Origin of the sequence: Helicobacter pylori FD535 (assembly GCF_000296015.2) — a bacterium.
GTDB lineage: Bacteria > Campylobacterota > Campylobacteria > Campylobacterales > Helicobacteraceae > Helicobacter > Helicobacter pylori_CT.
This window is the reverse complement of sequence record NZ_AKHP02000060.1, coordinates 1-20,145: the sequence shown is the minus strand read 5'-3', so window position 1 is coordinate 20,145 and position 20,145 is coordinate 1. Positions and strand designations below refer to the sequence as shown.

General features: G+C 38.3%; 15 protein-coding genes and 1 pseudogene. 2 read left to right on the top strand and 14 right to left on the bottom strand.

The window, feature by feature from the left end:
• From DV63_RS18610 to crdR, 13 genes are all read right to left on the bottom strand, one after another.
• The coding region (locus DV63_RS18610) for a type ISP restriction/modification enzyme (RefSeq protein ID WP_338010353.1) at nt 1-914 on the bottom strand (914 nt) is incomplete at its 3' end.
• Nucleotides 808-3,300 carry a type ISP restriction/modification enzyme gene (locus tag DV63_RS16200; protein WP_020982480.1) on the bottom strand — a complete coding sequence of 831 codons (2,493 nt, stop codon included), beginning with the start codon at nt 3,298-3,300 and terminating at the stop codon, nt 808-810. The genes DV63_RS16200 and DV63_RS18610, both read right to left, overlap by 107 nt.
• 24 nt (nt 3,301-3,324) lie before the next feature.
• Nucleotides 3,325-4,146 carry a carboxylating nicotinate-nucleotide diphosphorylase gene (nadC, locus tag DV63_RS16195; protein ID WP_000404107.1) on the bottom strand — a complete coding sequence of 274 codons (822 nt, stop codon included), beginning with the start codon at nt 4,144-4,146 and terminating at the stop codon, nt 3,325-3,327.
• The gene (nadA, locus tag DV63_RS16190; protein ID WP_001141776.1) at nt 4,146-5,156 is read right to left on the bottom strand and encodes a quinolinate synthase NadA; all 1,011 of its coding nucleotides are present in this window, start codon (nt 5,154-5,156) and stop codon (nt 4,146-4,148) included. The genes nadC and nadA overlap by 1 nt, the downstream gene beginning before the upstream one ends.
• Complete coding sequence (locus tag DV63_RS16185; RefSeq protein ID WP_000226174.1) at nt 5,146-5,949, bottom strand: phosphatidylserine decarboxylase; 804 nt, start codon at nt 5,947-5,949, stop codon at nt 5,146-5,148. Before DV63_RS16185 ends, nadA begins: the two co-directional genes overlap by 11 nt.
• Complete coding sequence (locus DV63_RS16180) at nt 5,943-6,449, bottom strand: DUF6115 domain-containing protein (protein ID WP_000953105.1); 507 nt, start codon at nt 6,447-6,449, stop codon at nt 5,943-5,945. Before DV63_RS16180 ends, DV63_RS16185 begins: the two co-directional genes overlap by 7 nt.
• Nucleotides 6,450-6,461: 12 nt before the next feature.
• A complete protein-coding gene (locus DV63_RS16175) occupies nt 6,462-6,956 on the bottom strand; it encodes a hypothetical protein (RefSeq protein ID WP_017179726.1) in 495 nt (164 codons plus the stop codon).
• Complete coding sequence (gene mqnP / locus DV63_RS16170) at nt 6,949-7,833, bottom strand: menaquinone biosynthesis prenyltransferase MqnP (protein ID WP_000913984.1); 885 nt, start codon at nt 7,831-7,833, stop codon at nt 6,949-6,951. The genes DV63_RS16175 and mqnP overlap by 8 nt, the downstream gene beginning before the upstream one ends.
• 28 nt (nt 7,834-7,861) lie before the next feature.
• Complete coding sequence (locus DV63_RS16165) at nt 7,862-9,175, bottom strand: ComEC/Rec2 family competence protein (protein WP_000653620.1); 1,314 nt, start codon at nt 9,173-9,175, stop codon at nt 7,862-7,864.
• On the bottom strand, nt 9,172-10,638 hold the full coding sequence (locus tag DV63_RS16160; protein ID WP_000349745.1) for a replicative DNA helicase: 1,467 nt from the start codon (nt 10,636-10,638) through the stop codon (nt 9,172-9,174). The genes DV63_RS16165 and DV63_RS16160 overlap by 4 nt, the downstream gene beginning before the upstream one ends.
• A 10-nt stretch (nt 10,639-10,648) precedes the next feature.
• Nucleotides 10,649-12,043, bottom strand: coding sequence for a bifunctional ADP-dependent NAD(P)H-hydrate dehydratase/NAD(P)H-hydrate epimerase (locus DV63_RS16155; RefSeq protein WP_000954028.1), 1,395 nt, complete (start codon nt 12,041-12,043; stop codon nt 10,649-10,651).
• A 2-nt stretch (nt 12,044-12,045) separates the two neighbouring features.
• Entirely contained in the window at nt 12,046-13,248 is a 1,203-nt protein-coding gene (crdS, locus tag DV63_RS16150; RefSeq protein ID WP_080220071.1) for a copper-sensing histidine kinase CrdS, read from the bottom strand.
• Entirely contained in the window at nt 13,214-13,855 is a 642-nt protein-coding gene (crdR, locus tag DV63_RS16145) for a copper response regulator transcription factor CrdR (protein WP_001169779.1), read from the bottom strand. The genes crdS and crdR overlap by 35 nt, the downstream gene beginning before the upstream one ends.
• Nucleotides 13,856-13,924: 69 nt before the next feature.
• On the opposite strand from crdR, the gene DV63_RS16140 reads away from it, so the two are divergent.
• Both DV63_RS16140 and DV63_RS16135 read left to right on the top strand, forming a co-directional pair.
• A complete protein-coding gene (locus tag DV63_RS16140) occupies nt 13,925-16,381 on the top strand; it encodes a site-specific DNA-methyltransferase (protein WP_020982479.1) in 2,457 nt (818 codons plus the stop codon).
• A 9-nt stretch (nt 16,382-16,390) separates the two neighbouring features.
• A pseudogene (locus tag DV63_RS16135) lies at nt 16,391-19,310 on the top strand (DEAD/DEAH box helicase family protein).
• Between the two features lie 32 nt (nt 19,311-19,342).
• On the opposite strand, the gene mreC reads toward DV63_RS16135, so the two are convergent.
• Nucleotides 19,343-20,089: a rod shape-determining protein MreC gene (gene mreC / locus DV63_RS16130; protein ID WP_001213315.1), complete on the bottom strand. Its 747-nt coding sequence runs from the start codon at nt 20,087-20,089 to the stop codon at nt 19,343-19,345.
• Nucleotides 20,090-20,145 lie beyond the last annotated feature (56 nt).

The following is a 20,145-nucleotide window of genomic DNA, read 5'->3' as shown; positions in this document are numbered from 1 at the left end:
GGGGGTGGATTGTGCAAGATTTCTTGCGCTAAGGCTTTGCTGTCATTCCCTTTTAAATGAGGCAAATCGCTCGTTAAAAATCCAAGCGTTTTTTGGATTTCAATCGTGCACGCGATGACTCTAATGATATGGGTTACATGATCAAAATCGCAAGGCTCGTTTTTGTGGCTTTTTAAATATTTGTCTAAAACGCAATACCCCCCTATCCTATAATCATAAATTTCTTGACTCACCCCCCTAAAATAAGCGCTATGGTTGATATAAAGGCGTTGTTCTGGCTCGTTATGAGAGGGTTTTTTGATGATGGGGTTACGCTCATGCGCTTCTTTATAGCAGGATTCGCCTATGGTGGCGTCTTTTAGTTTTTCAAAGCTGTAATTCAGGCTTTCTTTATTTAAAACATGCAAGCCGATCAACTCAATCCCTAAAAGGCTTAAGGCTCTAAACAAATCTTTATTTTTTGTGAAAAGGATTTTAGGGTAATCGGCTTTGAGAAAGTCTTCATAACGCTTGCGGTAGTTGGGGGAATACAATAACGCATAAATATAGCCTAAAATCTCTAGCGGCTCAAAAGGGTGGTTATAATGCTTGTCTATAAAGCTTCTAAACTCTGGCGTAAAATTTTCGGTGTAGTTGGGATCTCTGAACTGATAAAGGGGGTAATTAACCCCGGCTCCATTGCCCCCAGAGCTTAACCCTTGATCGTTAATGTTAGAGCTTATAAAGCATTGCGTCCAACTTTTATCGTTGTTTTTTAGCTGTCGTGGGGTGTTTAGCGCGACATTTTTGCGCGTTTGATTGGGTGTTTTAGGGTTTGTTGGGGGGGGGGGGTAACATGTGCTTGAAAACTTCGCCTCGTGGATAAGCGATAAAAGACTTTGATTTACCGGTATAATAAGTGTAGTAAAAATCAAAGGGGCGGTATTGGCACGACACAATGTATTCTTCTAAATTGTTAGCGTTTGCCTTAACATCTTTAATAGCATATTCTAAACGCCAATCCCTACCATCTTTTTTAATATTATATTTTCTGCGTAACTCGCTAGGTTCTAAGGTTGAAAAATCCTTTAAAAGCTTTAATAAGCTTTCTTTGTCTTTATGGAAAACGACATGATCTCGTTGCGAACAAATACCGGTGCTTCCAACTTGAAACATATCCTGAACGCTAAACCCTTGTTCGTATTCATCTAACAAGGGCGTTTCTAAAGGCAACAGCAAGTAAAAAGGCTCTCTTGGGGTAAGCTCAAGCCACTCAATGCTATTTATATCATGTTGGGCTAAAAAGGCGTATTTTTCAGCCCTTTGGCCATAAACATCATAATAGTGGATTTTTGGCTTGGTTGTTTGCGCCTTTTTGACAAAGAGGTTAATGGACACGCCTTGCATGATATTGAAAACATTTTCATCTTTTGCGCCTTGTGGGGTTTTCTCCTTTTTCCTAGCGTTTCCATGCAAATTGAGAATATAAAGCTCATCGTAGCATTCTAAAAGAGAGCGCCTTAACCCTCTAAAAGTAGGGTTGTCTAAAAAAGCGTTGTTAGAGATAAAGCCAAAAAGGCCATGCCCTAATGATTCGATCTTGTTTTGAGCGAAACGCATGAATTTCACGTAATCGTCTAAGAGCCATTTAGGGTTTTTCTCCTTTTGTAGTTTGTATTTGGAATGGAGGTTTTTAAGTTCCTTTAGGGCGTCTTTGCCGCCGCTTTCTTTTTGGGTTTGAATGTTCTTTAAAAGCGTTTGGATTTTAGCGGTGAGTTTAACCTTTTTTTCAATTTCTATGGTTTGAAATTCAGGTTCTATGCCGTAAGTGGCTTTCACTTCCCATTCAAACAAGCCCTCATTACTGCTCGCCCCGCTATAAGGGGGGTTACCGGTGATGATAAGGATATTTTCATTTTTTTTAATTTCTTGAGCGCTTTTAAGCTCTTCTTCAAAAATCGGGCTTAACCCACGATAAGCAACGATCTCACTAGGCTGTGTGAGGGTGTTGGTTAAAATGATTTTAAGCGCATCGTTTTCTTTGAGAGGTTTTTTAAATTCCTCCTTAAAGGCTTGGCTGAGATTCAAATGAGCGATCGCATAAGGAGCGATCAAGTATTCAAACCCATAAAATTGCTTTAAGAGGTTTTGGTATTTGTCCTCTTTAGTGGAGGTGCCTCCATCGCTTGTCTTTCTTACTTCTAGCGCTTTTTTAAACGCTTCTAATAAAAAAGTGCCTGTGCCGGTGGCAAAATCTAAGAGCTTGATGTTTTCGTTATCTAATGCGCTTTTTAAGCCTAAGGGAGCGTCTTTGAAACGCGTTTTAAGCAAACTATCCAAAGCGTTAATGATGAATTTTACCACCGAATCTGGGGTGTAATACACGCCCTTACTCTCTCGCAATTTAGGGTCATAAGCGCTCAAAAAGGTTTCATAAAAGTGCAAATAAGGGTCTTTATCGTCATTCAAATCTTTAAGGATAGAACCCATATCAACATGATTTATCAAGCTTAAAATTTCATTTAAAAGCCATTGGATTTCTTTAATTTCATCAAGTTTTTTTAAAAAATCCGCCATTTCTCTGATCACAGCGAAATTTTTAGGGATAAAACTCCTCACATTATTCAAATCAATTTTTTCAAAAGGGTGGTTGAGCTTGGCTAAAAAAAGGCTGTAGGTAAGCGTTTGAGCGAGCGCATCGCTAAAGTCTTCAAAACTCAATTCTTCATAAAGATATGCTTTAAAATTCTTAAAAATGCTAGAAACTTGCGTTTTTTCTTGGTTTTGGATTAAAGCGTCTTTTAAATACCTGGTGCGCGGGCTCAAATGCGTTGCGAAATCTTTAGCGTTAGCGATAGGGGCTGCTTCGTAATTGAAAAAGCTTTTGAACAATTCAATTAAATCGTTCTCGGTTTGTGTTTTGGGGGGTTTAGAGAGTTCATCAAGGCTAGCGACAGAGATTTCTTTTTTAATGAAAGGAGCGTTATTTTCATCTTTCCCTACCCACATGAAATTAAGGTAATCGGTGAGCATGAGATTGGGGTTTAATTCTAAATATTTAAGGATTTGGGGTTTTTCTAATTGTTCTCTAAGGTTAGTCCCCACTCTTTTATTTTCTATATAGCCGATGCTAAGCCCTTGAAGAGAAACACAAAAATCAGGCTGGCTTCCTTGCTCTCTTTCAGGTTCATGTTCAATCTTATACTCTTTATTGAAATGATCTTTCAAACCCTTAAGCAAGTTGTATAAAGAAGGGCGGTGCCTGAGTTCATTCTTTTTATCCGTAATGTCTTTAATGCTTTCTAAATATTCTTTTAGCATGCTAATAACCCCTTTTTAAAGTCTTTAAGCCATTTTCATGTGCATGTCAATAAAAGTGGCTTGATGGATTAAAGCCCCTACGCTAATGGCATCCACGCCGCTTTTGGCGTAAGCGTTGATGTTCTCTAGTGAAATGTTCCCGCTCGCTTCTAGTAAAACGAAGGGATAATGCGCATCTCTATAAGCGGCAATCTCTTCAGTCTCTAAAACGCTCATGTTATCGCACATCACAATATCCGCTCCCGCATTCATGGCGTTTTTGGCCTCTTCAAAGCTTTCGCATTCAATTTCAATTTTAGCCGTGAAAGGCAGGTTTTTTCTGGCATGCGTTAAAAAGCTTTTTAAATCTTTCACATGCTTTAAATGCGTGTCTTTAAGCATTAAAGCGTCATCTAGCCCCAAGCGGTGGTTGCTCGCTCCCCCATTAAGCACGGAATATTTTTCAAAGATCCTTAAAAGGGGTCTGGTTTTTCGTGTATCCAACAAACGCACTTTATGAGAATTTAAAGCTTCTACAAAACGACTCGTTAAAGTAGCGATCCCGCTGCTGTGTTGCAAAAGGTTTAAAAGGGTGCGCTCAACCTTTAAAAGCATGCTAAAATCCCCCCTAATCTCCATTAAAGTGTCTTTGGGTTTGAAGCGTTCTTTATCTTTAATGGTTTTAACGCATTCAACGCCGGTCATTTCCAACAACTCTAAAGCGTATTTTCCGCCTGAAAACACGCCCTCTTGTTTAGCCCTAACAAAGGCTGTGGCTTTAAAATCTTTTTCTAGCACCCTTTCAAACAAATCCCCATGCCCTAAATCTTCTTTTAAAGCGCGTTTTAGAAAGGTTTTAATCTCCATTAGGACAACTCCATCATTTTAGTTAAAGCGAGTTTGGCTAAACGCGCCACCTCATCTTTTAATCCAACCGCATTATAAGGCCTGTGGTTTTTATAGGCCTTTAAGACTTCAAACAAATCTTTTAAAGTCGTTTCATTCATGGTGGGGCAAAGGGCGAGCGTGCTAGAAAGAATGAAAGTGTTTTGATGGTGGCGCTTGGCTTTTAGGCGGTTGACTAGATTGCTTTCAGTGCCTATGGCGACTTTTTGATGGGGGCTTAGCTTTTCTACAAACTCTATGATTTGACTCGTTGATCCGCTAAAATCAGCATTTTGGACCACGCTAGGCTCGCACTCTGGATGGACAGCGATTAAAATATCCGGGTATTTTTGGCGGTAAAATTCAATGTCTTCTAATTTGAAAAGCTGATGCACCGAACAAAAGCCGTTATAACAAACCACATCAGCGTTTTTAATTTCTTCTGGGCTATTTACGCCTAAAACCGCGCTTTTTAAGCCATTTTCTAGGGCTAGATTTTCCCCCAAGCATTTATCCGGTAGAAAAAAGATTTTTTTATTTTGTTTTAAAGCGTGGTTGAAGATTTTAGAAGCGTTGCGGCTCGTGCAGACCACGCCATCATCTTTAGCGACTTTGGCTTTCACTTCAGCGTTAGAATTGATATAAGTGATAGGGTAAAATTCTTTAACGCCGTATTCTTTCAATAAATGAACGCTTCTATCGTAGTAATGGCTATCAATCATCCTCGCCATAGAACAGCATGAGAGTTTGGGCATGATCACTTGTTTGTTAAAGGCCAGGGCTTTCACGCTCTCACCCATAAAATGCACCCCGCAAAACACGATGAGGTTTTTATCGCTTTGGCTGGCGATTTTAGCGAGTTCCAAGCTATCGCCTGTATAATGGGCTAACTCTACAATCTCATCTTTTTGATAAAAATGAGCCACTAAAAGCGCGTCTAAATCGTTTAATAATTCCAAAATAGCAGTTTTTAAATCGTTATCAGTTGGCATGAAATTCCCCTATACTTTCCCCAAACTTCACGCTTTTTTCTTTCAAATCTTTAAAAGCGGTGTTTTGAATGAATAAAATAATCGTGGAGCCCATTTCAAAATTCCCTAAATTATCCCCTTTTTTAACCTTAATCGGAGGGTTGTAAGAGTAGGTTTGCGTGAAACGGGCTTTAGCGTTAGTTTGGATATTCTTATCAAAATTAAAACGCATTTTACCCACATTTAACGCTCCCACCGCCACAAAATACAACCTGTTGCCTTGAATGTCTTTTGCAACAAGCGCGACTCTTTCATTGCCCACAAACAGGTTTTTGTTTTTGTGTAATGAGGGCTTATTGACCGGCAGTAATTTCCCCGCAAAATAACGGGCCTCTAAAATTTCTAAATCGCAAGGGGCATGGTAGTGGTGGTAATCTTTGGGCGAAAGGTAAAAATTCACATAGAAAAAAGAAGGGCTTAAGGGGTTGATTTCACCCACTAATTCATGCGCTTTATAGGGCATGCCTTTAATTTGTAAAGCGGTATTGTTGTCTAAAAAAGCGCATTCAGTGATTAAAGCATCGCAAGGTGCAATGCAAATATTAGGGGCTTTGTCAAAGGGGCGTTCTTTTTTTAAAGAGCGCGTGAAAAGAGCGTTCAAACTCTTATAATTTTCTAAAGGCTCAAACTCGCTCAAATCAATTTTAAAGATCTTAACGTAAAGAGCGTTGATGCCTTTTTGGATAAAAGAAGGGAATTCATAGCCAGCGACAGAGCCAAAAACCCTTGAAAGAGCGTTGCTTAAAGCTACCATTTTAACCCTGCCATGTTCAATATAAATTCCACCTCGCCCTTACTCACTTTAAATTCTTTAGAAATAGAATCCACGCTATAGCCTTCTTGATACATTTTCAAAACCTGTTTTTCATTGATTTCATCGCTAGCGGCATAATGCCCCATGTCTTTGAATTTGTTTTCTAAAATAATGATTTTTTCTTCTAAATAATCGCGCTCTTTGTCCATGGATTTTTGGATTTCTTGCAACTGGTTATAAAGGTGTGAAAGGGTCGTTCTCAATGAGCTATCCTCTTTAGCGCTTTTTTCTAAAGAAAGGCCCTCCAAACGCCCCTCTAATTCTTTCAAACGCTTAGAATAGATGTAATTTTCTTGATAGGATTCATCTAGGGTTTTTTCTAAACGCCTCATTTTATGGTAAAACTCTTTTTCTTTAAGATACAAATACCCCACCAAGCACACCAACACCAATAAAATCGCCCCTAAAACGACCATAAACAAATCATTAGAAGATAACATGATTGCTCCCATTCATAATTTTAAGCCTTTTCTTTCGCTATCAACAATGAAAGAATCATAACGCTTGATGTCTAAGGCGTGCATGCGAGTGATTTCTAAAAAATTTTTATCCCTAGCCACGCCAAAAAAGGCTAGGATTTTCCCCTCTAACACGCAACGCCCGTAATAAGTTTGAGGCGCTATCAGGCTTTGTTTTTTAATACAAATGAGTCCATGCCCTAAAGCAGTGATGCGATCCTTTTGTTCCAACTCAAGTAAATTTTCTTTTAAAAGCAGGCTCTCTAATTTTTCTAACTTAAAATACAGCGCTTTGAGTAATTCCAGAGTGTCGTTTTCAACATTCAAGCGTGAAAAATCAAAGCCAGAACCCAACCAATCAAATTCTTCTAATACCGCTAAAGAGCGTGTGGTTTTAGAGATGAACCTTTCATAAGAGAACGATAAATCGCATTGGACTAAGCGCGTTTCAAATCCTAAAGCTTGGGATCTTAAAACCAACTCATGCATGCTTAAACCCCACATCAAGGACGATAAAAATAAAAAACACCACCCCCAAATAGCCATTACTCACAAAAAAGGCTTTAGGAATGTTTTTATAATCTCTAGCCACTAAGATCTGCTCATAGAGTAAAATCAAGGCTGAAACCCCTAACCCTAAATACGCAAAAAGCCCCCCATGATAATATTTCACAAAACAAAGCCAGCATACTAACGCTACAAGGTGTGAGAGCCTTGAAAGATTCAAGCACCATTTTTCCCCTAATTGGCTAGGAATGGAAAACAAGCCCCTTTCTTTATCAAACTCCATATCCTGTAAAGAATAGAGCAAATCAAACCCAGCCACCCATAACATCACCCCTAAAGCCAAAAAGACATTCCATAAAGGAATATCCCCTAAAACCGCCACACTCCCAGCGATGGGGGCCAAACCCAAAGCCAAACCCACGATAAAATGCGCCAAAGAAGAAAAGCGCTTGAAATACGAATACCCCCCTAAAATGATTAAAAAAGGTAACGAAAGCTTGAAAGCTAAAGGGTTGATGAAATAGCTCACCACCACGAATAAAAGAGCGTTTAAAGCGCTAAAAACCACCATGCCTTTAACGCTGATCCGGCCATCCACGCTTGGGCGGTTTTTGGTCCTTGGGTTATCCTTATCAATATCTCTATCCACCAGGCGGTTAAACCCCATAGCGAAATTTCTTGCCCCTAATAAGGCTAAAAAACAAAGGATTAAGGTTTCTAACCCAACAAAGAGCGTTTGATTTTTTTGATAGGAGCTTATGACCATAGCCATGAGTAAAAACATGCTAGAAAATATCGTATGCTCCAAAGCGACCAATTCGCTTAAAGCTTTGATTTGATGCGTGATTTTTTTAAGCAATTATTTGATCCCTAATAAAATGACTTTTCTAACCTACGATTAAACTAGGCATTATAATATATTGATAGCAACAATACAAGAAAAAGCCTGCGCTTAAAACATTCATGCTTAAATAAACTTTAAAAAAACGCGCGCTTAAAATCGTTAAAAATAAATGCACCCCTAAAAGCCATAAGGGCGAAGAGATTGAAATTGTAGGGATAGCTAAAGGCATGTTTAAAATGCGATCCAACAAAGACCCCAAACCCACAGCATGCAAGAGTAAACTCAAAGGGAAAAACACGATAAAAATCAAGCCTAAAGGAATGCTAAAGAGCTGGTAGGGCGAAAACATAGGGAAAAAGGCATGTGCGATAATGAGCATGTTCAAAAACACCAGCGCGCTTAAGCTTATGGCTTGAAAAGATCGCATCAAAAAAGAAGAGGTTTTAAAAAAGGCTTGAGTGTGCTTTAAAAACAAAAAGATATACCACACCCCACAAACAGAAAGCAAAAACCCCACGCTAAAAAGCAATTTAGGGAGTAACGCTATGGCGATACAGCACGCTAAAATCAAAAGTTTAAAACTCAAAAGCCTTACCCCAAAAAAGCATGCCAAAAACCCTAATAAGCCCATTAGAAACGCCCTGAAAAAAGAGGGTAAAAAATCTAATAGCAATAAATACCCTAGCAAAAAAACCCACACCAAAACCCCTATATCATAAAAAGCGTTCCTATAAGGGAAATAGCGTTTTTGTAAAGGGGTATAAAAAAGAGAGAAAAGAAAATACACGCTAATGCTCAAAATCCCTAAATGGAACCCGCTAATGGCTAATAAGTGGTTGATCCCTAGCGCGTTAGCCCTGTCTCTCAAGTCTTTATTCAAGCTATCCCCTATAAATAACGCTCGATACAAATTACCCGCTAAAGCGTTTGAATGAGCGCTGTCAATGAAATGGCGCCAATGCGATTTAAAATCTTGTTTTCGTGTTAAAGAAAAAGAATAAGTTTGAAAAAAGCATGATTTTAGAGATTCTAAGAACGAACAAGATTTGATCTTGCCAAAAAATTGCGCATGGCGGTATTGGAGGTTTTTTAAAGGCTCTTTAATGGTGGTGTAAAAGATCATGCCCTTTGATTGGAGCTTTAAGACAAAATAGGTTTTTTGATCTTTAGTCTTAGGGTATTGCAACAGGATTTGAGCGTTCAGGCTTATCGGTTTTGAAAAATCAAGCTTTTGGTAATTCAAGTATTCTAAATAAAGATTGATTGCCAATAAAAGGCTTAAAAACACCCCACACACCAGGTATTCTTTGGGGGTTGTAAGAAGTTCAAACGCCCCCTGAAAAGTTTTGTCTTTCAAGGTGTAACTATATCATAATCCACTTTAGTTTCTTGCCCCTCTTCTAAATGGGAATCTATGGGCATGTCTTCATAGCGCGTGAAAGGAGCGTTAAAGCGCGTATAAACCGTTCCTGTAGCCCCATTCCTGTTTTTAGCCACGATGATTTCAGCCTCTTCAATACTGCCATTTTGCTTGTGGATACGCCTTTCTTCATTAACTTTTAGGTGCAACTCTTGCGCCTCTTCAACTTTGCCTTCTTTTTTGAGCTTGTCTATTTTGTTGTCTTCAGCCCTCATCTGATAGATATAGCCTCTATATAAAAATAAAACAATATCAGCGTCTTGTTCAATCCCCCCGCTGTCTTTAATGTCAGAAAGAATGGGCCGTTTATCGTCTCGGTTTTCTAAGCTGCGGTTGAGTTGCACTAACGCTACGATAGGGATTTCTAATTCTCTGGCTAAAGTTTTAAGCTCCCTTGAAATTTCAGCGATTTGCTCATGGCGCTCTTTAGTGGCTTTGCTCCCTGACATGAGTTGCAAATAGTCAATAAAAGCGATACCCAATTCCTTGTGTTGGGATTTAAGCTTTCGCAGTTGCAAGCGGATTTGCTCTATTCTCACATAACTTTTATCGTAGAAAAAGAGTTTTTTGCAAGAAAGGTGATCGTAGCATTTGGCTAAATTCTCCCATTGATCATCATCAAGCCTTGCGCTCTCTAAATCATGCATGTTAATAGAAGTGAGATCCGATAACGCCCTTAAAGCGAGTTGCTCCGCAGACATTTCTAAACTAAAAACCGCTACCCCCCTATCGTCATTGAGTGCGCTTAAGACCATGTTCATCATCAAACTGGTTTTACCCATAGACGGCCTTGCCCCTATAATGACTAAACTCCCCTTATTAAAACCGCTCGTATAATTATCCAACTGGACAAAACCAGTCGGTATGCCAGTAACTTCCAAACTCCCCTTTCTTTGGTTTTCTGTAATAAGATCCATCGTGCTTTCAAGAACTTCTTTAATGCTCCTAAAGCCCTCTATGGTGCTGCCATTCAATAACGCATAGACTTCTCGCTCCACAGCGCCTAAAATATCGCTGGATTTTTGCGCGCTTTCTAGGGCTTGCTCTCTAATAGTGTTAGCCAGGCCAAAAAGTTTTCGTTTAATAGAAGCGTTTTTAATTTCTTCCACATAGGCTTCAATATTATCTATAGGGCTTGCCGCAAAAATAGCGACCAGATCCTCTTCTTTGATTTGCTTGTCTTTGGGCATTTTTTGGCGGATAAAATTCTCATCAATGGGGCAATCTTCTTCATGCAGTTTTAAAGCGATTTCAAAAAACAAGCCGTTAGGCGGGTAGTAAAAATCGCTAGGCTCTAAAACGCTATGGACCTCTTCAATCTTATGATTGGCCAATACAATGCCTGAAAGCACGATCCTTTCAATGTTTTGCAATTGTTGCAAATGCTTTAAATGATCCATTTTTATCCTTTTATAATCGTTTGATCTTTTCTATCAAATCTAGGGGCGTTAAAGCGTAATTATTCTTAAATTCTAAACCCGCTAGCGCGTGCGCTAAACTTGCGTTAATAGCAGCGTCTAAAGGCGTGTAATTTTGAGAAAGCAAGCTTAAAATAAGCCCCGCTAACACATCGCCACTGCCTGCTTTGGCTAAAGCCACGCTCCCTAAATTGTTGATAAAAACCTGCCCTTGATGAGCGATTAGGGTATTAGCCCCTTTTAAAAGCAAAACCACCTTGGGGTATTTTTGAGAAAAATCCCTTGCGATTTCTAGTTTATTGTCTAACAATTCTAGCATGCTTATATGGATCCCCACTAATTTTAATAACGATAAAAACTCTTTAGGGTGAGGGGTTAAAACGGCTTCTTTTTCTAAGGCTTGTAAGATCTCTTTATGATAAAAAACGCCCGCATCTAAAACGCATGGGGCTAATTCAAGCCACTTGTTAAAATCCTTTGGGAAACCCTCCAACCCCATGCCAAGAGCGAACGCGCTCAATGGGTTAGGGAAATTTTCACAAAAAACCAATTCTAAAGGCTTGTTACTGGAAGTTATCCCGCCTTCTAACGCTTGAACGCTCACCACCCCAGATCCAAAGCCTAACGCGCTTAATGCGCTCAATAACCCGGCCCCACTATGCTTGCCTAAAAGAATGTGCGCATGCCCGTAATCGCCTTTATGAGCGTTTTTTTTATCCCTTAAGGGCAATTTCAAATCGCTTTTTTCCAGTAAAAAAGTGTCTGTTGGGATCTCATAAGTTTGATTAAAAACCCCTAAATGCCCCACTTTCAATTCCCCTACATAGTCTTTAGCCCTATCGCTCAATAAGCATGATTTGATAGCGCCCATGCTGATAGTCATATCCGCTTTAAACGCTCCCTTATCCACCCTGCCTTTAAAATCGATCCCGCTAGGAATATCGCAAGCGATTTTAAAGCGCGCTTTTTGAGAAAGGCTTTCAAAGTTTAAAAACGGCTCCAATTCGCCCTTAAAAGCGCTCCCTACCACGCAATCTATTAACGCATCGCATTCTAAATCTTCATTCTTTTCTCCCCATGCTTTGATGACCACCCCTACTTTTTTAGCCCTTTCTTTTTGCAATTGGCACATGGGGCTTTTGGCTGGTTTCATTTCAAAGACCAGCGTTTTAAAACGCCCCGCTAAACGCCTGGCTAGAGCATAGCCATCGCCCCCATTATCCCCGCTCCCACAAAGGATAATGACTTTAGCGCCTAAAGAAGCGTTTTGTAAAACCGCTCTTTCTAAAGCCATAGCGGCGTTTTCCATTAAAATGTCTTGGCTTAAAAACAATTCTTCAATCGCCCTTTTGTCTAGGGCATTCACTTTTTCATACACTGAAAGCATCTTTATCCTTGAAATTGAACGCAAAACGAATTTTCATAAAACGATCCTTTTAAAGAGGGTTCGCTATGAATTTCTAGACGCATTTTATACTTTTCGCACACTTTTTTCACTAAATCCAACCCTATACCATAACCCAACACGCTAGAATTGAAACGCGCATAACGAACGCTTAATTCTGTGATCTTGTCTTTAGGGATTTCATACCCTAAATTTTTCACTTTCAAAAACGCATGCGTTAGCTCTATGTGGATATACCCATGCATGACGCTGTATTTGATCGCATTCATGAGCAAATTGCTATAAAGCGAAATGAAATCCTGCTCTTTAGCCTTAAATTCCACTCCCGCTAAATCGCTTTTAAATTCCAGCTTGTGGTAGTCTATCATCTCGCTAAAAAGCGTGTTTTCTTTGGTAATTAAGGCTTTTAAATCTAAAAGCATGGGGGTTTCACGTTCAATATCTTGCATCACTAAATACGAGAGCGAGTGGTATAAAAAACCCATGCGCTGGATAGCGATTTTAATGCGGCGGTGTTGTTGGTTGTCTTCTAAGGTTTTTAAAGACAAGACTAAAGCGCTCATGGGGGTGTTTAATTCATGCGTGGTGTTTTTTAAAAAATGATCAATGCGGGTGATTTCATTCCTAATGGGCTTTAAAAACAAACGCCCCAAAAACACAGAAACCCCTATCACGCATAAAAACGCTATGACAAACACTAAAACAATGTTACGATACAAAAAAGAAAAATGAAGGGGTTTAGGATTTTTAAAAAGCATTTTAGCCACGCCTAAATGAGCGAAAGTTTCATCGCTAAATAAGTAATACTCCCCTTTGAAACTAAAAAAGCCCACTTCTTTATGGTTTTTAATCAAATTTGTGCTTTCAGGGATATTAGAATACAAAATGCGCTTCTTGCTATCAAAAAGGGCTATGGAAGCGTCTTTATAGCGTGAAATCAGAGCGTTTAAAGCGTTTTGATAATCCCCATGCGTTTGCATGTGTAAGGCAATTACTTCGCTAGCGATCTTAGAAGCCGTTTTGTCCATGTCCATGCGTATCATTTTGATTTTTTCGTTTTTTTCATAGTTAAACGCTAAAACGCTAATCACCAGCATCAACACAAACGAAGAGCCCAAATAAGTCCCTAAAAAGAGTTTGAGGGATTTTTTTTCATAGTGGGTTAAAGCGATAGCCCACCCCCTTATGCGTTTCTATGCAATTTTTACCCAAAAGCTTGCGCAACACTTTAATGTAAGTGCGTAAGGTGGAATCATCAATAGCCTGCTCCCATAAATTATTTTCTAGCGCTTGAGAGCTAATGATTTGCCCTTTATGCTCTAAAAAGTATTCTAAAAGTCGGGCGGTTTTGGGTGCTAGGATTTCCTTTTTCCCTTTAATATCCAAAGAGTGTTGGTAATAAAAAATGTTAGGCATGATTTCTATGGGATCATCATTGAAAAACCTTTTAATGCGCGCTTCTAATTCGTCTAAATCAAAAGGCTTTTTCAAATAATCGCTCGCTCCTAAATTAAAAGCGTTTTTTAAGGTAGCGCTATCCTGTAAGGCGGTGATAAAAATCACAGGCGTAGAGATTAAAAAATCGTTTTTGATGCGCCTGAACAATTCCAAGCTATTCATTTCAGGCACTTGCACGTCTAAAAGCAAGAGGTTGAAGCGCTCAACAGAGAGCCTTTCATAAGCTTCTTTCCCGTTAAAAGCGCAAAACACTTCATAGCCTAAATGCTCTAAAAACGCCTTAACGCTCTCGCTTAAAAGGTAATCGTCTTCTAGTAAAAAAATCTTTTTTTGCATGGGGGTATTGTAGCGCTAAATGAATGGGCTTTGTTATAATACTTTTTCATGTTTTTAAGGAGCGTTATGATGAAAACGAACGAAGCGCAATTTTATGAAGTTTTAGAAAACCTTTTTATAGGCGTTAAGATTGAAGATGAGCAAGAAAGCCTTTTAGATCCTAGCCCTAGAGCAATGAAAAGCGGCATAATCAATCTGTTGAAGGCTAAGAGCAAGTATTATCAAAGCAAAAAACAAGAATTAGAAAAACTCATTGATTTGAAATGCCAAAACAACAACGATCTCAAAGAAGAATTGTTTGACAAACTCTATAGCTTTTTCAAGCGTTATTTGAGCGCTAATGGAGGGATTTATTTCAACGACACGCCCCTTTATGATAGCCTTTATACTAAAAGCGGCTATGAAAAATGCTCCCTTAAAAAAGACACCGCCTTATTTTATAAAACCAAAGATCTTTATTACGTGAAAAGCGAAACCATTTATAAGGATTTTTGCTTTGAATTAGAAAACATTATTTTTAATTTTGACGCTTCTTCATTAGAAAGTAAAAAGAATAATGAAAAAATAGATCTAGTCTTTAATCTAAAAGATACAGACGCAAAAACCAACACCCTAACTTTTAGCGTTACTCTCTCAAGCAATGGAAGGGTTACTAATATCCATGAGATTTTAAAAGAATGCTCTAATCATGGCATCAAACTTGATGAAGAAGCGTTGAAAAAAGCGTTTGCAAAATTCAAAAAGCAAGGCAGTATGGATTATTTTATCCATAAAAACGCGCTAGGGTTTTTAAAAGAGCAATTGGATTTGTATTTGTTTGAATACCTTTTTAAAGAAATGACTGAATTTGACGCTAAACGCCTCAATGAAATCAACACCATTAAGGAAGTGGCTTTAAAAGTCATTTTATTAGTGAGCGAATTTGAAAACGAACTTTGTAAGATCTACAACAAACCGCGCTTTGTGTTAAACTCGCATTTCATTGTAAGCCTAGATCAATTAAAAGCTAAAAACTACGATCTAAATAAAATCACAAACCACAAAAACTACCCCAAGCAAGTTAAAGAATGGCAAGACTTGAATTTAAAAACCACAGACAATCTTTTAGAAAATGAGTTCTTGCCCCTAGACACTCTCTATTTTAAAGATTTAGAAGAAGAGATTAAAAACTTATTCAATGAAGATGAAATCAACGGCACGCTCATTAAAAGCGAAAACTACCAAGCCCTAAACTCTCTCAAAAACCGCTATAAAGAAACCATTGATTGCATTTATATTGATCCGCCTTACAACACGCAAAACAATGAATTTGTTTATGCGGATAATTTCAAGCGCTCCAGCTGGCTCGCTATGATGGAAAACCGCCTAGAGCTTGCACATTCCTTATTGAATGATAAAGGCGTAATGTTTGTGAGCATTGATGATAACGAACAGGCTTATTGTAAAGCGCTCATGGACGAAGTCTTTAATGGGGGGGGTGATAACTTTGTAAATACGATTATTTGGGAAAAAAAGTATTCTCCACAAAATGATGCGAAATGGTTCTCTGATAATCACGATTTTATTTTACTATATGCCAAAGATAAAGAAATTTGGCGACCTATTTTATTACCACGCACAAGCGAAATGAATGCGCGCTATAAAAATTTAGATAACGATGAAAGAGGCGTGTGGAAGTCCTCTGATTTATCAGTTGGATCGGCTGTTGAGCGTAATATTTACCCTATTTTTAACCCCTACACCAAGCAAGAAATATACCCTCCGCATGGTCGCTCATGGGTTTATTCACAAGAAAAATTACAAGAATTGATCGCTGACAATCGTATCTTTTTCCCCACAAGCGGTAGTGGTGTGCCAAGCTATAAACGCTTTTTAAGTGAAGTCAAGCAAGGCACAACACCTTTAACAATATGGAAATACACAGAAGTAGGACACACTCAAGACGCTAAAAGAGAAATCAAAGAGCTTTTTGAAGGGCAAGCCCTTTTTGACACCCCCAAACCCGAAGCCCTAATTTCAAGAATTTTAGAAATTTCCACCCAAGAAAACGATCTCGTGTTAGACTTTTTCGCCGGGAGCGGGACGACTTGCGCGGTGGCGCACAAGCTTAAGAGAAAGTATATCGGTATTGAAATGGGGGAGCATTTTGAGAGCGTGATTTTGCCCAGGCTTAAAAAGGTTGTAGGCGGTTTTAAAAGCGGTGCGGCTAAAGAGTTTAATGGAGGCGGGGTCATAAAAGTTTATGCGTTAGAAAGCTATGAAGAGATTTTAAGAAAAATCAAGTATGAAGACAACGACAAACCCTTAGCTTATGATGAACAATACAGCGATTTGGTGGAATGCAAAAATGAATCTTACACGCTCAATGTAGATGCGCTAGAAAAAATGGGCGTGGATATTAAAGAGACTTTGGAAAATTTATGGGGGTTGGAAGTGGAGTTTTTTAATGAAAAGGTGGTGAAATTTAAAGGGAATGATAAAGAAATAGAGATTTTAAAAGCCTTAAAAGAAGCGCTCATTTGGTAAGGAGAAATCATGGCAAAGAAAAAAGATTTAACCACCGATAACGAAATTTTTGTCGCTCAAAAACTCGCTGAAGAGGAATTGAACACTAATAAGATTAACGAGCCATTAGAAAGGCTAGACTTTAAAAGCTTTGATAATAATAAGGAGCTTTTAGATTACCAACAGCAAGCTTTGATTAACGCTTTTAGAATGCTTGCCGCTTATTTTAAAGATTTCAAAGGGAGTAAAAAAGAATTTTACGCGTTTTATCAAAAGCATTATTCGTTCGCTAATTGCGATTTCGCTAAAAAGAAACTCCATCCTTTGTTAAAGAATCATTTTAAGGTGGAAAATCAGCGCGTGAGTTTTGAAAATTTCATCAACCGCTTAGCCTTTTACATGGCCACAGGGAGCGGTAAAACGATTGTCATTATCAAACTGGTAGAGCTTTTAAGCGTGGCTATAAGAATGGGTTTAATCCCTAAGAAAAATATCATGTTTTTTAGCGCGAATGAAAATTTGATCAAGCAATTTGAAAAAGAAATTGAAAAATACAACCGGGGTAAGGATTATTCCAAACAAATGGGTTTCAAAAACCTTAAAAGCGTTAAAAATGAAGATTTTTATCACGCTCCAAAAATAGTGGAACAAATCGCTCTTTTTTATTACCGCGCGGATTTAATGAATGATGAAGAAAGCAAGGAAAACCTTTTAAATTATAAGGATTATTGGGATAATGGGGAAAACTATGTGATTTTAGATGAAGCGCATAAGGGGAACAAGTCTGAGAGCAAAAGACAAGCGATTTTTAGCCTGCTGTCTTTAAAAGGGTTTTTATTCAATTTCAGCGCCACTTTCACCGAAGAGAGCGATCTCATCACTGCGGTGTATAATTTAAGCGTGGGCGAGTGGGTGAAGCTTGGCTATGGTAAAGAGTCTGTTTTATTGAAGAAAAACAATTTAATCGCTTTTAAGGAATTAAAAGATTTAAACGATAGGGAAAAAGAGATCGCTCTTTTAAAAGCGTTATTGCTTTTAAGCATGCAAAAACGCTATCAAACAGAAGGCTATTTTCACGACCCTTTGATGCTCGTGTTCACCCATTCTGTGAATGTAAAAAACAGCGATGCGGAAATCTTTTTTAAAACTTTAGCGCGCGTGATTGAAAATGACGATGAGAGCGATTTTTTAAAGGCTAAAGAGGATTTATTAGAGGAATTAATGAAGCCGGAATTTCTTTTTAGCGATAACAAAGATAAAGATTATAAGGTTCAGGTTTTTAAAGAGGGTTTAAAGAGCATGGATTTTAAAGGCTTAAAAGAAGAAGTTTTTTACGCTAACAACGGGCATATTGAAGTCATTATTAACCCTAAAAACAACCAAGAAATCGCTTTCAAGCTCAACACAAGCGATAAAGTCTTTTGCTTGATTAAAATAGGCGATATTACCGAATGGATTTGTGAAAAATTAAAGAGCGTGAAGGTGGTGAGCAAGAATTTAAGCTTTAAAGAAGAGAGCTATTTCAGCCAGATTGATAAGAGCAGTATCAATATCTTAGTGGGGTCTCGCACTTTTGAAACCGGGTGGGACAGCACAAGGCCTAGCGTGATTTTATTTCTCAATATAGGGCTTGATGATGACGCTAAAAAATTGGTGAAGCAATCTTTTGGCAGGGGCGTAAGGATTGAAAGCGTCAAAAACCAACGCCAAAGGTTAGCGTATTTAGACATAGATGGAGCCATTAAAAAAGCCTTGAAACCAAACGCTGCAATGTTAGAAACGCTTTTTGTGATACCCACTAACCATGCAAGCCTTGAAGCGATTTTAACGATCCAAAAAGAGAGCGAAAATAGGGGCGAGGATAGAGGGTCTTGGCGTGAAATCAAATTAGAAAAAACGCGCATAGAACACGCCTTATTCGTGCCTTGCTACCGAAAAGAACAAACAAGCATTTCTGAACTTCCCGAAAGCGCTTCGTTTAAAATGAGCGGAGAAAATTTCAAGGATTTAAAAGAGTATTTTAATTTGATGAGTGAAAAGCATTTCATTTTAAAGCATGAAATTTATGACCCTAAAGATTACGCGCAGTTAAAAAACATGATACAAGAAGCGCATTTTAAAAAGGTATCAACTTGGCATTATAAAGATTTAGATTACATGATTTCTGAAATTAAAGGCAAGCTATACCCTAATCAAAAAGTGCCTAAAGACGAGTTTAACGCTCTAGATAGTGAGAAAATCGTGCATTTTAAAAGGATTAAAGTTAAGGCGAGCAAAAAAGAAGAATTGGTTAAAAAAATCCAAGAAGTGAAAGAGTATGCGCCTTTGGATAAAGAAACTCTAATAAAAAAAAATCGCGCAAGGCGAGATCGATCCTTATGATACCGAAAAACACAAACAAGACAAAACCTTTGAAGTTGATGGTGCCGAGCTGTTAAAACTCAAAGAGCATTACTACACCCCTTTAATTAAAGCCAAAAACTGCGATTGGCTCAAGCATGTGGTTAAAGTGGAAAGCGAGATTGATTTTTTAAAAGAGTTACAAGAAACTGAAACCATAAAAGCGCTGCAAGAAAACTATGATTTTTGGGCGTTCAGCAAGATTGATGAGCATTTAGACAATTTGTTTATCCCTTATATAGACAACGCTGCAGAAAGGAAATTTTTCCCTGATTTTATCTTTTGGCTGCAAAAGGGCGGCACGCAGATCATTTGTTTCATTGATCCTAAAGGGAGTAAACACACTGATTACGAACATAAAGCAGATGCGTATAAACTTTTTAAAGGTAAGGTTTTCACTCCAAAAGACAAACCCCATTTCAAAATCCAAGTGGTTTTAAAATTTTATGGAAATAAGGATGATGTGGGGGATAAATATAAAGATGATTGGATCCAAAAAGATAAATTAAAAGATTTTTTTCTGAAGCTTAGTTTTATTGGAAGGGGTTAAAAGATCCGCTTCAATGAGCTTTGAATATAACGCTAGTTTTTCACGTCGCTTAAAAACACATGCCTTAAAAGTTTGGCACCGCTTAAAAAAGCGTTTTTCAACACCGCGCTTTTATAAGTGTAATGATCTTCAATACTTGAAACTTCGCCCACAAACACCCCCGCTCCAAAAATCCCATCTAGCCCGCTCGTTAGCACCTGATCGCCTATGTTAATTTCAGCGCTAGGGACAATAAAATCCACGACTAATTCTTGCTTGAAATTGGATCCTATAAAGCCTAACACTTGATTTTTGCCTATCATCACGCTATAGGCGCAGCGCTTGTGAGCGTTCAAAAACCCGTTCAAGCGCCCTTTTTCCAGCACGGCAATGCCTATGGCTTGATTGTGAGAGACAAGGCCATAAATCTTATTTTCTTCTAAATTCACAATAGGGTTGAGAGAAACGCTGTGCGTGTCTTCTAAACTGATGAATGAAGTCATGAAAGTGGGGGTATAGACCATTGTGGGCTTTTCTAAAGGATAAACGCTGTTCAAACGCTCTTTTAAATCAGCGTTTTCTAATTTTAAAGCTTCTAAAATCAAGCGTTCTTTTTGAAATTCCTTAATGTTTTTGACTTGAAAAAAATACGCTTGAATGTTGTCTGCTAAGCTGTTTTTAGCGCTCATCAAGGCATTTTTAATCCTGTCGCTGATATAAGAAGAACTGCCCTTAAAATCTAAAAAATAAAAAATAAGAAAAATCCCTAAAAGCCAAAGGAATTTAAAATAAAAACGCATGCATTATTCACTAAAACCCACACGGCTGAGTAAATCCAAATCTTGTATGGCTTCTC